Below are 16,003 nucleotides of genomic sequence, written 5' to 3'. Positions count from 1 at the left end.
TTTGCCGCCTGAGCAACGCTAGTCTCGAGCCATGCGCTGGGGAAACTTCCCCAATCACCGCGCGCGATGCGCCAACCTCTGCTTGAATAAGCAGCATGGCTGATGCGACAGGTTTAAAGCGCGTGAGGGAATCGAAGGGAGTGAAGCTCCTCAAGACCCTCACTGACGGCGTGCTGACCAAGTTCAATATGGCTGTACTCGCCGTCGCGGCGCTCTTCCTGGTGCTTGGCAACACCGAACCCGCGAAGACGGAGGAGCCCTCAGTCATCACACCTGGTGAAGCGGTGGAATTGAAGCAGGCTGAGGTGGTCGTCGATAAGCCCCGCGTCGAGGACGGTCAGGTACACGTCACCGCAACGTTCCGCAACACCCAGGACCTCGCCTTCACTGGCTACCGCGACATGTTTAGCCTGACCCGCGAGGGGGAGCCACTGCCGATCGATCAATTCTCTATTGCACCCGCAGTCTCAAATGGCGCGGTGCAGATACCGAATCCGGACGTACCTTTTGCCGTCGACATCACTGTCGACGATGTTCCAGGGACAGCGTTGGTGCTCAACAACCTGACGCTGCGTAAGTCCACGCTGGACATGTCCTATAACTGGTTTGATCCCACCCCTGTCGCAGAGTTGGAGCTGGCGTGACACATCGTAGAACCTCTGCTCGCCCGCTGCTCAACCGCAAACGGATCCCCATGGTGGCCGTCGCCGCCGCCATTACCTCCTTGGGCATCTTCATTAGTGACCAGTTGCCGAAGCCGCGAGACGTCGAATTTGCCTCCTTTGAGTACGCCGACGAGATTCCTGGCCACACGCGCATCAGCGATGTCATGGCCAGTGTGCGAGAGTTGGAGCCGGGGGAATACGCCGAATACACGGGCAGCACCGCCAGCGATGCGGAAGAGTTATATGAAGCCACGGTGCATTTCACCGTGGAACGCACCCGTACCTATGTCCTTAGCGTCAAACTGGAGGACGCCGAGGGCCGTGTCTTCCGCACGGGATTCCCGCAGTGCAACGCGGAGGTCCTCTCACAGCCCGTCGACTGCACAAGCATATTTATCCTGCCCGAAGGTTCTTTGGGAGCGGCCACATTCGAAGTCGAGGTGGAAAACCTTGCCGGTGATGGATTCCATGAGCAACCCGTGCCGATGAGCAAGGAAATTCACTCTGACGTGGAGGTTTCTCTATGAGCAAACGCATCAGCACTGGATGGTGGTGGGCAGCTACACTTCCCGCACTCGCCGTAATGCTCGCTGCATCGTCGTCAGTCATGGTGCACGGCTATCGCCCGCTGTCCGTCCATAACGTGGTGGCGTCAGGATTCAACGAACCAGCGTCCTTCAACTTTGAGTATCGCGTAGACGAAGAGAAGGTTAAACACGCAGCGACGGTGCAGTTGACGCAGCTTGATGCAGGCTACCGCGAAGAATTTAACGCTGCCTATGCTGCGAAAAACCTGATGGATCCCCCAACGCTGGCCGGTGAGACAGAGGTTGTCAAAGCAACCGTGGCGTGGCAGGCCGATCCGGAGACTCCACTCGGTTCGTGCACTGTTGCGCTTCGTGATACCTCACGGCTCGAGCACCCAGCCCGCCTCGCTGTCTCCCCACAGGACGTTCCTGGGGAATTGCCGGCGGCAGTGCCGAGTCTGTGCGAGCCGGAAGGCGCCACGGGTCCTGGCGGCGTCGATCTCCTCGAGCTCGACGCGAACATCCTCCCCGAGCCCAGCACCCGCCCCGGAAACTGGGAGATGAGCTACTACTTCGTGGTTAATTCCGGTTTCGAGCCAGAAGACTTAGTGATTTCGTGGGGCGCTCCCCACGAGGTGCGTTTGAGCGCTCGCGCTTAAAAACCCTCGCCGCGTACCACGGCTTCCACATCGTCGGCACCGGGATCAGTCTTGTTCCACGGCCACGTGATGAGCACCTTGTCCTCGGGATAATAGACATAGATGTCACCGCCACCGACACCATCATTCTCCCAGGCGTTGACGAGAACTGCCGGCTGATCCCCTTGAGCATCGCGCACAGTGCGGGTGGAGGTCCGGAAGGTGGGGTCGTGGTAGGTCGGGAGGGCATCGACAAGCGCGGCGGCCTCATCCCCGAGGACGACGCTGCGCGGACTGTGGAACGTCACGAGCCCCTCGGCGTCCTCTTGCTTGGTCAGCCACAGTTTGCAGGAATAGCCGTGAGTACCCGTCAGCAGGGCGTTATTCGACTCCAGCGTGGTCTCCTGGCACAAGGCGATCTTCTCAATAAACGCCTCGGGCAGAACACCCTCGGTTTCCGGATGCAGGTTCACAATGTGGTCCGCGCGCAGATCTGGGCGCGCAAGCTCTTCCTCGGGCTGATGCCGGTTAATTTGCTCAATCGTAATTCCCCCGGCAACCAGCACCACCGCGGCACCCACAGCAAGGAGATTGAGTGTGCGTGAGCTGAGCTCAGAGGATCCATCAACCGTGGCTTCCGTGCGATCAACGTCCTCCTCGGGTTTCTGACCTTTCTGGCCGGAATCCTGGGAGGACTTCTGCGGGACAGCGTTAGCGTTCATGGTGTCTCCCCTATTCTTGGCCTGCGGTCACGGACTCGGCTGCACGGTCACCCTCCACAGATGGCTCCGTCTCGCTGGCGTACTCTGCATTGAGGAATCGATCGAGCGCGGCAACAACGAGCGGGAGCGCCACCACAAAGTACACCGCGCGGGCCAGCACCAACACGTACGGCTCAAGGCCTATTGTGATGATGCCAAGTCCCATGGGTTTGAGGATGGCGCGCAGGCCATAGACGACGCCCAGCTCAGCCCCCGATGCCAGAACAAAGACGAAGCAGAACGTCAGCATCGGGACAGCACCGGCGACGGCGAGCGTTTTAAAGTTGCGCCATGCATTGCGGAATGGCCCGACGAGGGGCTGCGCAGCGTTGTCGAGCATGTCCCTGGTTGTACGGAATGCTGCCTCCGAATAGCGGCGACCATACTCAGACCACATCTTTTGCTCGTCGTGTGGGGAAAGCTTGCCTTTTTCCGCTGGGCCTTCAATCGGCGCGTCAGCAACCGTCTGCTCCGGCGGGATCGCCTCCTCGTCCGGAGCCGACTTTGTGTCATCATCCTTGGTCAGGCTGGTGTTGTACACCACCGCGCCCAGCGTGAGCCAGGCGAATGGCACAACGATGAAGTTACCCATCTGGGCAGCGTTGTTCCACAGCCAGCCAATCACATCACCGATGATCCAGGTGTGGGCGACAACCCAGTCCTTGGCCGCAACGATCGCATCCCACGCAGGACCGATGCCCTGTCGGGACAGAATCCAGGAACGCACCTGGGAAAAATTGCTGCTGACGCTGAGCGACGCCGTGGCCATCCACAGCACCTCCAAGTAAGCCGCCGCGGTGGCAATGCCGAAAGCGCGCTCACCCAGCTTGAGCGCTCCGATGAGCTTGCGCAGAACAAGGATGGAAATAATGAACCCCGCAAACAACCATCCGGAGCTTATGAGCGCCCGGTCGAAGTCATAGTCCGCCACGCTGTTGGCTACCTCGATGGTCACCGAGTCATAGACAAAGGTGCGCCCATCATCGCGCAACAGCCCATGGGAGGAGTAGACGGTAAGAAACGGGATGAAGAGACCACCGACGGTAAGCAGAGTAGCTTTATCCAGCTTGTTAAACCGTGTTTCCCCGCCGAAGAATTCCATGGAGGGCTGCAGGATCCAGAAGCAGATGATGACGCCAATCATAACAGAGAGCGGCGCAAACGGGAAGATGAGTGTTGCTGCCAACGGTGACCATGCCGAAACCACCACGGCAAGCCACAGTACAGCGCCACGCACCGCCAGCGATAGGCAGATGACCGTGACCAGCTGCGGCAGATACCGCCACAACAGCTTCGCGGCGTCTAACGGAACCGATACTGCGTCCCGTACGCTCTCCATAATGATGTTCACGCCGCTTAGTATAAGGAGAATCACTTCTGTGCGCTGCACAAACGAGTAAGCTTTCGGAGTTCTCCCCGCATTCGGTACTGTGCGCGCGGCACCGTGTTAGGCCCCGTCTGCCGCCATCAACGGTGAAAGCCGCCGCCTCCTGTGCAAGGAAGCAGCGGCTTTCGGGAAATGCAGTAAGCGAAGAATTAACGCTTGGAGTACTGCGGGGCACGACGTGCCTTGTGCAGACCAGCCTTCTTACGCTCAACGGCACGAGCGTCACGGGTGAGCAGGCCAGCCTTCTTGAGGGCCGGGCGGTCAGCCGGGTTGTAGACGTTCAGTGCGCGGGCGATGGCCAGGCGCAGAGCGCCGGCCTGACCGGTCGGGCCACCACCGTTGACGGTGACCTTGATGTCGAACTGGCCATCGCGCTCGAGGATGGTCAGCGGCTGCAGGATGTCCTGCTGGTGCAGCTTGTTCGGGAAGTAATCGTCGAACTCGCGGCCGTTGACGGAGATCTTGCCGGAGCCAGCAACGAGGCGAACACGAGCGATGGCGCGCTTACGGCGACCAACGGTCTGAATCGGGCCCTCGTGGATGGCCGGAGCAGCGGTCTCAGCCTCTGCGTCGGTTTCCGGTGCCAGGGAATCACCAATGGTGTTGGTGAACTCCTCGGTAGCGGCGGTTGCTGCAGCGATGTCGGCAGCGTCGGCTACATTGTTGTCGATGTTCTGCTCGGTCATTACTGTGCCACCTGCTTAAACTCAAAGGTTTCCGGCTTCTGGCCGGCGTACGGGTGCTCCTCGCCCACGAAAACGTGCAGCTTCTTGATGGAGGCGTTGGAAAGCTTGTTGTGCGGCATCATGCCCTTCACAGCTTCCTCGATAACGCGAACCGGGTTGGTGTCCAGGGACTGACCAAGAGTCATGGACTTCAGGCCGCCCGGGTAACCGGAGTGGCGGTAGCGCATTTCGCGCTCGCGCTTGTTAGAGGAAACGTGGATCTTGTCCGCATTAAGGATGATGATGTGGTCGCCGCAATCAACGTTCGGTGCGTACTGGGGCTTGTGCTTGCCACGCAGCATGTCTGCCACGGTGGAAGCGAGCTTGCCCAGAACCACGTCGGTAGCGTCGATGACGTACCACTTGCGGGTGATGTCACCGCTCTTCGGGTGGAAAGTAGACAAAATGACTCCTTGAAAGTCTGTCTCGGAACTGCCGGCCAACGCTATGTAAGCCCCTACGCGGTACATACAGCGGCCGGTGGAGACCTGCAGTACGCGCGCACCTCAATAAAGGGTGCGGACACATAGGTGATTCACCTTAGTACGCAGCAGGTCAAAACCCAAAACGCCGATATCGCCCCCCGCCAACTTTTCTATTCCCGGTGAATGGGGGTGGGGGAAGCGGGAGAAGAATTGTTGACGAGAAGCGATACCGGCGCCTTCCGCAGGCGGGAGGTACTTCGAGCACACAGGTGATGGTTGATGGTGCGTCCAGCCTCTCCTTATCTCTTGTCCAGCGCCATTCACCGCTCACAAGTGTGAATGGATACGGAAAAGAGTGCTCGGGTAGCCCGCTGTGGAAGGACGGTGAGCGTTTAGCCCCAGCTCGCAGCGGCGCGACGGTTGACGTCACTCATATTGTCGTTGCCCTGAGAGACGGTGGTGGAAATGGTGGCGAGCACCGTGTTGAGCTCGGCGGCGGCCTTATCCCACTTAGCCTGCGCGGCGTTGTAGGCAGAGGCAGATTCGCCTTCCCAGCTGGACACCATGGGCTGCAGGGTGGCCTTGAGGTCACCGAGGAGACCGTTGATGCGGCCGGAGGTGGAGTTGATATCGGCGGCGGCGCCGGCGATGGCGCCAAACTGGTACTTGATTCCAGACATTGTGTGTTCCTTGATCTGTGGGTTAGTGGAGTCGTGATAGCTGACGTGGGTGGTTACAGGGCGAGGCCGACGCCACCGACGTTGTCGAAGGACTGGGCGTTATCTGCCTCGACAGAATCGAAGTTGCGGGCGTTATCGCGGATATTGTCACTGATGGCGGTGAGTGCCTCACGCAGCTGTTGCGCAGAGGAGTTGTAGCGCTGCATGAGGTTGTCGAAGGACACCTGTGCGCGGCCCGACCAGCTTGCGCGGACGGAATCCACCACGCCCTGCAGGCGGGTGAGTTCTCCCTGTACTTCATCGTTGGTGGAGTCGACGCGGCCGGCGGTGGCCACCATAACGTCGGCTTCAGTGCGGAAAGTCTGAGTCATAATCTTTGGTCTCTTTCTGTGTCCCTTGCTGGGGCATGTCCCTTCGGTACAAAGGGCTTCAAGCTAGTGAATAGTTCCCCCGAGAAGCACCCTGTGTCCTTCTCACCCTTATTGGACTGAAGCAGCACCTCATCGGTTCCCGCCGATCCGAAAGTTTTTAATTTTTCTCTGACAACCGGCGCTATTCTTTTTTGACCAGCGATTCTGCGGCCATGCGGCAGGCAGCTTTTTGTACCACGTTGGGTTCAAATTTGGTGTGGCAGCCCACGGACATCTGATGGCCTTTGTCCTCCCACATCATCCACGACACGCGAGAACCATCTCCGGGCTCCTCGGTGTAGCTCAGTCGCCCGTTGTGTTCCGACGGTTCCTTCAGCGTTGGGTCGGAGTCAATTTGTTGTGTGATTTCGGCAAAGAGGGCCTCCACCGGAACATTGAAGAGTGGGTCGGCAGCGAGAAGGATGCGGAGGTTAGGATCTTCGCCGGCTGCGGTGACAAGGCCATCCTCCACACTGGTGCGAAACCCTTGCGGCAACACAAGGGACATCCCTTCCACGTCGATAGCTTGTTGGCCCGGACGCAGCTGCCGGCTACCAGCCTCCGCGGTTCCACCACCCTTCGTGTCAGCCGTGGCCACGACCGGGGTATCCACCGAGGGGTCAGTCTCAGAGGAAGGGGTGGCCGCGGCACTGGTGGTGGACTCTGCAGCTGTGGGGTTTACGGCTAAGGCCGTATCTTTGCGCCCCACCGCCCACCACGACACCCCGGCCACGAGCAACACCATGACGGCAATCGCGATGTAAAAAGGGTCGATGCCAAACGGCACAGCGGGAGTTTTCGCGCGGCGCGAGCGGCGTGGCCGAGGTGAGAGGGTTCGCACCGAGGTAAGTTCCTCTTCGGGGTTGGATTCCTCCGCCTCTACGGCAGAGGTACGTCGTGCCACGGGTGGCGTGGCAGGAGCCGCCGGTGGTTCTGGTTCGATAACCGAGGCACCCGTGGCGCTGAGTTGGCGCCGAAGAATCGCCACGGCCTCGGTGGTCACGTCGGTACCGGAAGGATCGGCCACGACGTCGACGGTGACATCCGGCCAGTCTGCCCCACAGATTTTCTCCACTTGGTCAAGGACGGTGTCAAGGGCCCAGCCCTCGGCAATGCCGGTACCGGGCAGGTCATAGCGGTAGACGGTCTCTGGGCCTTCATAGATGGTGGCGGCGTCGAGAACCGTGATCGTGAGCGTGGTGGTCGGGGTGGTGCGCAGGGCATGGGCTGCGGTCATGAGTTTTCTCCTGAATCAGTAGTGGTGTGAACGTGCGGGACATAGACCTGAGCCAATCCCTGGGCAGCACCGCGGACGACCCATTGGCCACGGCCGGGCGGCAAAGCGGTGGGTTTGATGCCAAAGATGGCGCCTTCGTCGCGGTCGGCGTCGAGAAGCAGCAGCGCCGGTTGCAGGTCACGCACCGCCGAGAGGAACTGCCCAAAGAGCGCGCGGCCAATGCCACCGGACTTGCGCGCCACGATTAGGTGGAGGCCAACGTCGCGGGTATGCGGGAGCAGCTCCAACAGGGGTGCGAGCGCGATTTCACTGACAAGGTCAAGGTCATCAATAACGAGGTAGATTTCCGGCCCTTCCCACCAGCTGCGTGCGGCAAGCTGCGCAGGCGTCACATCGGGGCCGGGAAGGCGCTGTTTCAGCGTGCGCACGGTGTCGATGATGGTCTGGGTTGCCGCGCTTGCCGACGCCCCATACGCCGCCACCATCTCCTCCTTCAACGTCCCCAAATGTGCGCGGCGCTCATCGATGACAACCAAGCGTGCTGCCTGCCTGTCCAACCGGCTGATGCCGGCCATGATGACGCTGAGGAACTGGGATTTTCCGGCTCCGTGCGAGCCGATGCATACAAGGTGATGCTGCGTCGCTGGATCCCACGTGAGGACGTCGAGGTCAGGGCCGCCGACTCCCCAGGCAATGCCGCGCGGTTCCGCAGCATCGGCGGCACGAGGAAGATCGGTGAGCACCGCAGGCAACATTTTGAGCGCAGGAACAGGATCCGCTTCAGCATGGACTCCGCAAATGTGCGCGATGTCTTGAGGTGAGGTCGACGCAAACAGCAGGTTCTCCCCTGCCACCGTGATGCCACGACCAGGTGCGGCGGGAAGTTTCTGCTGAGCTTTGCGGTCAATGAGGGAATCCATGGCCTCGCCCAGGCGCAGTTCAAGGCGCGCGGAAATCAGGTCACGAATAGACGGCCGCAGACTGGTCCATCGCGCCGCAGCGATGAGCACATGGACGCGGGCAGAGGCACCGTCGGCCACCAACTGGGTGATGGGCTCGGACAGGTCCTCGAAGTCTGCGCCTGAGGTGCCAATGTGGTGCCACCCATCGACGATGAGAAAAGTGTGGCGTTCTTCCGGTCGGCGAACAAGTCCTGCGACTTCGTCGACGATGCGCCGTACCTTTTCGGGCTCGTCGCGCCCCGCCACCCCAGCCACGTGCGGCAGACGTTCCAACACGCGGAGCTGCCCACCACCCAGATCGATGACATAGAAGCGAATCTCCTGTGGCGAGTGATTCAGAGCCAGACCGGCGACGATGCTGCGTAATGCCATCGATTTTCCTGACTGCGGCCCACCGCACAGCGCCAGGTGTCCACCGCCCGTGGTGAAATCCACGGTCAGTGGGTCCTGACGCTGGTGGTACGGGCGATCGATGAGCCCGACCTCTGCTCGCAGCCCGGCGCGGTCTTCGCTGGCCAGTGCCGCCACCGCGGACAGTTCAACGACCGGAGGAAGTGGCGGCAGCCAGATTCGCCTCGCAGATTGACCTCGCACCACAGCCTCGTCCCGCGCCGCGGCCACCACGGTTGACGCCAGTGTGGTTGAGGAGTCCACGAGCACCGAATACTCCGATTCTTCCTCCTCTGCCTGCCACCCGGTAAAAAGCTCCACGCGCTGGGCTCGGCGGCTGCTGTGCTCAGCGTTGGGGTCTGAGCCTGGCAGGGCTGCAGCCTCGCGAGCAACCCGGCGCGTGACCGGACCGGACACATAGGAGGCTTGGAAACGCGTAGGCGCATCCGCGTCCGTCTTGAGGTAGCCAGCGCCAGGCTGGGCAGGCAAATGATACGCGTCCGTCACACCCAACACTTGGCGGGACTCGCCCGCAGAGAAGGTCTTCAGCCCAATGCGATAGGACAGGTGCGAGTCCAACCCGCGCAGGCGGCCTTCCTCCAATCGTTGGGAGGCCAGGAGCAGATGGACGTGCAGTGAACGTCCAAGGCGTCCTACAGCAACGAAGAGCTCGGCAAAGTCTGGGTGCTGTCCCAGCAGCTCAGAGAACTCATCCACGACGATGACGAGGGCCGGCAGCGGACCGTACTCACGTATAGCCTCTTCGGAGGCGTTGAACTCCCCCACGTTGGCAAAGTTGCCGGCCTTGCGCAGCAGCTCTTGGCGGCGGTTCATTTCCCCGGAGATCGCGTCATACATGCGCTCCACCAGGGTGGATTCCTCCTCCAGGTTGGTAATGACGGCGGAGGTGTGCGGCAGCTCATCACAGCCCAAAAAGGTTGCGCCACCCTTGAAGTCCACGAGGACGAGGTTGAGCTCATCCGGGCTATGCGTGGCAGCAAGGGCGATGACGAGTGTTCTCAAGAGTTCCGACTTTCCACTACCGGTGGCGCCAATGCACAGGCCGTGTGGGCCCATTCCGCCCTGGGCGGACTCCTTAAGATCGAGCAGCACTGGCTGCCCAGATTCGTCCACGCCGATGGGCACGCGCAGCCGGTCTGAGGGCGTGCGGCCATGCCACATTCCAGAATCCACGAGCTCATCCACATCGCGGTAACCCACAAGCGCGGGCAGGTCAGCATCGCGCCCATGCCGTGGGGTGGAGCCAGCCTCACTACCCAGCGGCCGGTGATACGGGGCAAGGGTGCGCGCCCACAGAAGCGCGCTGGCTGCCTCGATTGTTTCGCAGCGCCCTAGGTTCTCATCACCCGCTGCCGTCACCACGGACAAGGTCCCCTCAGCGCGTAGGTAGATCCCTTCCTCCTCAGCGCGGCGGCCGAGCGGAGAATGGGGCGTCACTCCCACAGCGAGGGTGACGGTGGGGTGGTTCGCGGGGACGTCACCAAGCGCAGCATGATAAGCCCCCGGATCCTCCTCGACGACACAGATCCGGAACTGGGCCTGCTCCGGATCGCGGGTGTGTGGCAGCCACTTGAGCCACTCCCACCCCTTACCCGGGTACTCGATCCCCACGGTCTCTGGACCGTGGAGCACAGCCAGATGCAGTAGCATCGCCCGGGCCGCCCCGTGAGCATCCTCCCCAGCTAGGCCCACGATGGGGAAAGCCTGCAATTGGATGACCACGGGCATATCTGCCAGAGTTCCCACTGCCCGCACGGTCTGGCGCAAACTCACCGCGCACACCGGATCGAGATCCTCCGCCGCACCCGAGTCCGGCACGTTGATGGGCGTACACAGCGCCATCGGGCCCGACCCCACGCGCACCTCCAACGCATCTGGGGCATCTGGGCCGCGCTCCCACAAACGCGATGTGCCAATGAGCGCGGCTGCCTGCCGTGGGGTGGGATTGCGGTGTTCCTCGTGCGCGCGCTGCGCTGCTCCCCTGTCCAGTGCCTGCTCGCGCAGCGCCTTGAGGTGGCGCAGGTAGGTTCTCCGCGTCTCATCCGGGTCTTGGCCACCACTTTGTGGATTGAACATCATGGCCATACTGGCCAGCATCATGAGCGGAAACATGAGGCTCATGGGGCTAATCCGGCGTGTATCTCCTGCGCCCAGCACCATGAGCGCCACCATGCCGAGCATTGCCGCCACCATGACCAGCGGCATGAGCAGGCGCACGAGAGGCACCGGCTGGGCACGGGCAGCCTCCGGTACGGCCTCGGCTTCGATACTGCCCTGCGGCAGCGGCGGCGCCGGCTCCCGATAAGCCAACGATCCGGAATCAACGACGCGTGTAGGTACGCGCATGTCTGAAAGTCCTTCCCCCCGAAGTACTCCACCGCCTCCCTGTGCGGTGGACAGCGTGCCACCAGTAAGCCACAATGAACGGCAATGGGCAAGGGGTAGCCCAGAAAATTTTCTCGGGGGAGGTATGTTCCATGACCCGCGCACTCGCGCATTCCATCCACGTCACCGTCCGTATTCACGCAGGCCAGACACGCAAAGAGGCAGATGTATCCCTGCCATTATCCTCGAGCGTTGGGGAGGTGTTGGGAGAGCTTCTGCTGCTTGTCGACGTCTCCCCCGCCCCCATCCTCTGGCGCGCTACCACCGCCGGGGGCAAGGCCGTATCGATGACCGCACCGCTCGACCGCACTCCGCTCGAGGATGGATCGGTACTGGTTCTCAGCCCGGACGAGTCACCACCCGCCCCGATTGTCCGGGATGCGGCGGAAGCGCTCGCTGCCGATGCACCATCAACCGCTCTGGATGGTCTCGCGGACGTGTGGGGCTGCGCGGGCCTCATCGCCATCGGCGGGCTCCTCACGGCTGCACTGTCCCCAGCGCTTGGTTGCGCCGCCGCGGCAATTCTTGCCGTCGTGCTGGCGGTGTGGACGCAGCGCGGTTCGCTGTTGGCCGCAGCGCATATCGCTGCCGGCTTAGCCGGCTGGTTCGGCGTGGGTGGCTCTGACGCGAGTTCGGCGGCGCTTGCCGGTTCAGCTGCAGCACTCGCCATCGTGGCGTTCCTATCCCACCTCCTGCGCACCGGCGGTCTGCGGGCACGGGCGATAGCCGCGACGTGGTGCGTGCTCGCGGTCATCGGGCTGCTGGGTGCTGCCCCGCTCCTCGCCGCAATCCTGGGGCTTCTCGCAGGCGCTCCCCTGCTCACCACGCGACTAGCGGGTCTGCGCGTACCGCAGCTGCCCACCGCCGGACAGGATTTGAGCATCTCAGACGACGTCCCTACCGATAACGCTGACAAAGCCCGGCGCGCCGGGGAGGCTTATGAAGGAATCGCTGTGGGCTGCGCGCTGGCGGGTATTCCTGCTGTGCTCATCGTCGCGCTCAGTGCACATGACGCGGAGATAGTCAGGGCTTCTCAAGCCTTATGCCTGAGTATCGCAGGCGGGGTCATCGTCCATGCAGCACGGCATGCCCGGACCGTGGCTGCCTGGGCGCTGGGCCTTTTAGGTGTGGCCGCTGCCTGCGGCGCGGTTGCGGTGGCGGTGCGGGAGTGGCAGCTAGAGTCCTCCCCGACGGCGACAACGTGGGTACTCAGCGTTGTTGCCGGACTCGTCATTGTGGCGATGCTCTCAGCTCCGATGTGGGCAGGCGCCCTTGCCCACGTGGAGCCGACCACCATCGTGTGGTTCGAGCGGGCCGAAGCCTTCGCATTGGCGGCCTGCTTACCCCTGGCGGCACACGTAGCAGGGCTCTTCGAGTTCATCCGGGGGCTGGGCTCATGACAGCGAGCAGACACATCGGGGCGATGGCGCTCAGTGTCGGGCTCCTCTGTGCAGGCTCGACAGTGGATAGTCCGCAGGCTACTGCACGTGAGCCGGATACCGACTGCGCGGAAGCCACTCGTGCGGCACAGGGACCGCAGCCCTCGGCGCAGTATGCGGAGTACCGCTCCCGCCTGCATTCCTTTGCCACGGGTGCTGGGGTAAAAGTCGCAGTCATCGATACAGGCGTAGCCGCCCACCCGCAGCTGCGGGTAACACCTGGGGCGGACTTCGTGACTCCGGAGGAGCCTGACCCCATGCGTGACTGCGACCTGCACGGCACTGTCGTGGCCGGTGTCATTGCCGGACGCGAACTCGGCGTGGCCCCAGATGCGGAAATCTACTCCATCCGGCAGACCAGCGCACACTATCGGACCCCGCCGCCCGCCGATACAGAAGGCGCAGACGGTCCGAGCGAGGATACTGAGCAATCGGGTTCCGGAACGCTGGCTAGCCTGGCGGCAGCCATTGAGGATGCCGTTGACGCCGGGGCCCACGTCATCAACGTATCCGTCGTCTCCTGCGTGCCATCGGATTCTGCAGCACGGGTCGATCGTTCTGGCTTGGATGCCGCCCTGCAGCGCGCGGAGGATGCTGGGGCGGTGGTGGTGGCGGCGTCGGGAAATGCGACCTCCGGTGGCTGTGAAAAGGGCGACGTCGTGTTTCCCGCCGTGGCAGATACGGTCCTCTCCGTCGGCGCTCTGGCCACGCCGCACGAGCTCGCCGACTATTCCATTGGAGCGCCTTTGAGCGCCGAGGGCGACGTGCCCCTCGCTCTCGAACCTGGTGGTGAGTGGGCCACCGCCAAGGGCGACACGCTGTTCCAGGGCACCTCCTTCGCCGCTCCTCTGGTCAGTGGAACGGTCGCTCTACTCACGCAGCGCTACCCCGATGATTCTCCGGCCCAGCTACGCGAGCGCATCATCGGCTCGGCAGAGCCAGGCAACGGGGTGGTCGATCCGCTTGCAGCGCTGACCTACCGTCCGCTGGAAAGCGAGAACCCATACCGCGACATCAGCGTGGTACCGCACGCCCCACCGGCCTCGGCCAGTTGGCCGCGAGTCCGTAGGTTGCTGGCGCTTCTTACTTGCCTTCTCCTGATGGCAGCAGTGAGTGCTCGTTCTTTAAAGCCTCAGCGCGGCTCAGCGCGGAGCCTTCCGGCAACAAGCGCAGAATTTCCCATGGCACCTGTTCCGGCTCATCAAGCCCCAGGGAACTAAGCTCGGCAGCACCGGCCAGCTCGTGCCGCCTACCGGTGGATGAGACCACGTGATAGCCGTGCCCGCTATCCACGCCTACCCCTGCCTGCAAGCCCGCAAAGCGTTGTGCTGCCGATTCACCCGGCAGGGCCACCGTGGCGGTGACCGGCTTTGCACTACCCGCGCCATGGTGGTGGGTCGCGCACAACCAACCCTGCTCGGGCGAGAGGAACTCGACGCGGGTGGTGGGAAGGTGGAAGGTCGGTGGGACGTCGCTGAGCACAGCAACGTCTTGGGCCTGCGCGGGAAGTCGCTGCGCGCCGACGCCCACGAGCATCTCTGCCTGAGTCGGCGTAATGGCAAAAACTCCTTCTTCCGTGCGGGCCCAAAGCTGCTCGCCCGTATCGAGGATTTCCGGCGGCACGGCCGGAAAACTCAGCGGTTCCAGCTCAGCGAAGGCATTGAGCAGCTCCGTCGGAACGCTCCACACCGCAGTGTCCTCAGTCATCCCCAAAGCGCGGCGCAGAACACGGCCCTGCGTACTCGTGGCCTCCGGCAGGACGACGCGGCCCTGTCCGGTGAGCAACCACTGGGTTCCATCAGATTCCGCCACGGCGGCCTGCTCTTCATCGAAACCCCGCACACCATGATGCGCCATAACTGTCACGGTGCCAACGCGGTTGCTGGACTGCCAATTCTCACCCTCCGTGGACTCTTCCAGGCACGCCGCCCAGCCCGGTTCTTCCCCCGTACCGGCCGCCAGAAGGTTCGGGGCATCTACAATCCCCAATGGTGTGCCCAAGCTGACCTGCTCCAGGAAGGACTCCCCGGCAGCAGCGGGTTCCACTGGTTCATTGGCGATGAGCCTGGCGGACGCAAGGTTGGCCACCGGGTGATAAGTGCCGTTGACCAGCGCCAAGAGTTGGCCTTCGGAAGAGCGCACAACCGGTGCATCACCGGGCTGCGGATCCGGTTGCATCCAGGCAATGAGCCCCGAGCCCAGGCTCAAAAAGGCCACCGCAGCAATCCCTCCCGTCAGTGCGCGGCGACGCCTCTTCAACGGATCATGAATCATCCTTATATCTCCAAAGACAAGCCCGTGTTCTAACCGGCGTAGGAGAAACTTGTGTCCTGAGACCTGAGCTTTGGTAGTAGGCAACGCGCGTGCCATGAAGAATCCTCCCCCTCAAGTGAATGCGCCACCCTCCCTGGCGCAGTGGATACCAGACTAACCCACGTCGGTCTCCTCCGCAGCGCGACGGCCACGAGTCATCTCCGCACGCGCCGCCAGCTGGTCGGGCTCAGGGTAATCCACTCCCACCAGGCTCAAACCCTGGGCATCTGCAAGAGGGATCTGGGAAGACCTGCTGGTTTCCTCCAACATCTGTGCTGCGAAGTCGACGCTGCGCGAGCCCTCCCCTACTCGCAAGCAACAGCCCACGAGCGAACGGACCATGGACCAGCAGAAGGCATCCGCGGTCACGTGTGCTTCGTAAAGCTGCGGTTCCTCCGCCGTGGAAACATCCTTCCACTCATAAGCCAGGAGCTCGCGAATAGTGGTGGCGTGGGGCTTGGCCTTACAAAAAGCCACGAAGTCATTGAGGCCCACTAGTTCGTTAGCTGCCTGCTGCATCAGGTCAAGGTCTACGGGTTTGAACCACGTTGCCGTGTCACGCGCGCGCGTCGGCAGCGCACCGCGTGGGTGAGTAGTGATGCGGTAGACGTAATGGCGGCGCAAGGCGGAGAAACGCGCATCGAAGGCGTCAGGGACTTGCGTGCAGGCGTGCACGCGGACGTCGACAGGCAGCAGCTTGGCCAGGCGCTTCACAAGCTTGGTGGGATCGCCGTCGATGCTGCGCTGGCTCAGCGCCTCCCTGGTGGTGTCGAAGTGCGCGACCTGCCCGCTGGCATGCACGCCAGCATCTGTGCGCCCAGCCACGGTAAGTTCCACCGGGTGACGCAACACCATGGCCAGTTTCTCTTCGACAGTCTGCTGGACCGTACGCAGGCCACCCTTCTGCTTAGCCCACCCATGAAAATCGGTGCCGTCGTAGGCCAAGTCCAGTCGCAGACGCACGCTTTCACTCATGAGGATTAATGATACCGCCCGGTCGTTCGGGGCCACCGGCATGTTTGCGTTCCAACGATTAGT

14 protein-coding genes and 1 pseudogene are annotated in these 16,003 nt (G+C 62.3%); 5 read left to right on the top strand and 10 right to left on the bottom strand.

From position 1 onward, the window contains the following. The first annotated feature begins 95 nt into the window (after positions 1-95). The 3 genes from CSING_RS02470 to CSING_RS12965 are packed head-to-tail and all read left to right on the top strand — an operon-like array spanning position 96 to position 1,851. Positions 96-644 carry a hypothetical protein gene (locus CSING_RS02470; RefSeq protein ID WP_144403098.1) on the top strand — a complete coding sequence of 183 codons (549 nt, stop codon included), beginning with the start codon at positions 96-98 and terminating at the stop codon, positions 642-644. Beyond that, on the top strand, positions 641-1,192 hold the full coding sequence (locus CSING_RS02465; protein ID WP_144403097.1) for a hypothetical protein: 552 nt from the start codon (positions 641-643) through the stop codon (positions 1,190-1,192). Before CSING_RS02470 ends, CSING_RS02465 begins: the two co-directional genes overlap by 4 nt. After that, positions 1,189-1,851 (top strand): hypothetical protein, encoded by a 663-nt coding sequence (locus tag CSING_RS12965; protein WP_052471362.1) that lies wholly within the window; start codon positions 1,189-1,191, stop codon positions 1,849-1,851. Before CSING_RS02465 ends, CSING_RS12965 begins: the two co-directional genes overlap by 4 nt. On the opposite strand, the gene CSING_RS02455 is transcribed toward CSING_RS12965, so the two are convergent. The 8 genes from CSING_RS02455 to CSING_RS02420 form a co-directional block, all read right to left on the bottom strand. After that, positions 1,848-2,552: a hypothetical protein gene (locus CSING_RS02455; RefSeq protein WP_042529393.1), complete on the bottom strand. Its 705-nt coding sequence runs from the start codon at positions 2,550-2,552 to the stop codon at positions 1,848-1,850. The two genes, CSING_RS12965 and CSING_RS02455, sit on opposite strands and share 4 nt — an antisense overlap. 10 nt (positions 2,553-2,562) lie before the next feature. Further along, positions 2,563-3,942, bottom strand: a complete 1,380-nt coding sequence (locus CSING_RS02450) for a hypothetical protein (RefSeq protein ID WP_042529391.1) — start codon at positions 3,940-3,942, stop codon at positions 2,563-2,565. A 185-nt stretch (positions 3,943-4,127) separates the two neighbouring features. Then, positions 4,128-4,664 (bottom strand): 30S ribosomal protein S9, encoded by a 537-nt coding sequence (gene rpsI, locus CSING_RS02445; protein WP_042529389.1) that lies wholly within the window; start codon positions 4,662-4,664, stop codon positions 4,128-4,130. Continuing rightward, positions 4,664-5,107: a 50S ribosomal protein L13 gene (gene rplM, locus CSING_RS02440; RefSeq protein ID WP_042529387.1), complete on the bottom strand. Its 444-nt coding sequence runs from the start codon at positions 5,105-5,107 to the stop codon at positions 4,664-4,666. Before rplM ends, rpsI begins: the two co-directional genes overlap by 1 nt. A gap of 413 nt (positions 5,108-5,520) precedes the next feature. Then, positions 5,521-5,808 (bottom strand): WXG100 family type VII secretion target, encoded by a 288-nt coding sequence (locus tag CSING_RS02435; protein WP_042529385.1) that lies wholly within the window; start codon positions 5,806-5,808, stop codon positions 5,521-5,523. Positions 5,809-5,861: 53 nt separating this feature from the next. Beyond that, a complete protein-coding gene (locus CSING_RS02430; RefSeq protein ID WP_042529383.1) occupies positions 5,862-6,179 on the bottom strand; it encodes a WXG100 family type VII secretion target in 318 nt (105 codons plus the stop codon). Between the two features lie 181 nt (positions 6,180-6,360). Beyond that, positions 6,361-7,455, bottom strand: a complete 1,095-nt coding sequence (locus CSING_RS02425; RefSeq protein WP_042529380.1) for a type VII secretion-associated protein — start codon at positions 7,453-7,455, stop codon at positions 6,361-6,363. Next, positions 7,452-11,174, bottom strand: coding sequence for a type VII secretion protein EccC (locus tag CSING_RS02420; RefSeq protein WP_042529378.1), 3,723 nt, complete (start codon positions 11,172-11,174; stop codon positions 7,452-7,454). Before CSING_RS02420 ends, CSING_RS02425 begins: the two co-directional genes overlap by 4 nt. A 131-nt stretch (positions 11,175-11,305) precedes the next feature. Between CSING_RS02420 and eccD the strand changes: the two genes are divergently transcribed. Both eccD and CSING_RS13190 read left to right on the top strand, forming a co-directional pair. Continuing rightward, the gene (gene eccD, locus CSING_RS02415; protein ID WP_042529376.1) at positions 11,306-12,613 is read left to right on the top strand and encodes a type VII secretion integral membrane protein EccD; all 1,308 of its coding nucleotides are present in this window, start codon (positions 11,306-11,308) and stop codon (positions 12,611-12,613) included. After that, positions 12,610-13,530 (top strand): annotated as a pseudogene (locus CSING_RS13190) (S8 family serine peptidase); the annotation flags it as partial. The gene eccD and the pseudogene CSING_RS13190, both read left to right, overlap by 4 nt. A 205-nt stretch (positions 13,531-13,735) precedes the next feature. On the opposite strand, the gene eccB reads toward CSING_RS13190, so the two are convergent. Next, positions 13,736-15,022 (bottom strand): type VII secretion protein EccB, encoded by a 1,287-nt coding sequence (gene eccB, locus CSING_RS02410; protein WP_042529374.1) that lies wholly within the window; start codon positions 15,020-15,022, stop codon positions 13,736-13,738. 57 nt (positions 15,023-15,079) lie between these two features. Continuing rightward, positions 15,080-15,940, bottom strand: a complete 861-nt coding sequence (gene truA / locus CSING_RS02405) for a tRNA pseudouridine(38-40) synthase TruA (RefSeq protein WP_042533047.1) — start codon at positions 15,938-15,940, stop codon at positions 15,080-15,082. Between the last annotated feature and the right edge of the window lie 63 nt (positions 15,941-16,003).

It is taken from the genome of Corynebacterium singulare (assembly GCF_000833575.1).
GTDB classification, from domain to species: Bacteria; Actinomycetota; Actinomycetes; order Mycobacteriales; family Mycobacteriaceae; genus Corynebacterium; species Corynebacterium singulare.
The sequence above is the reverse complement of the archived record's forward strand: the minus strand, read 5'-3'. Positions and strand labels throughout refer to the sequence as shown.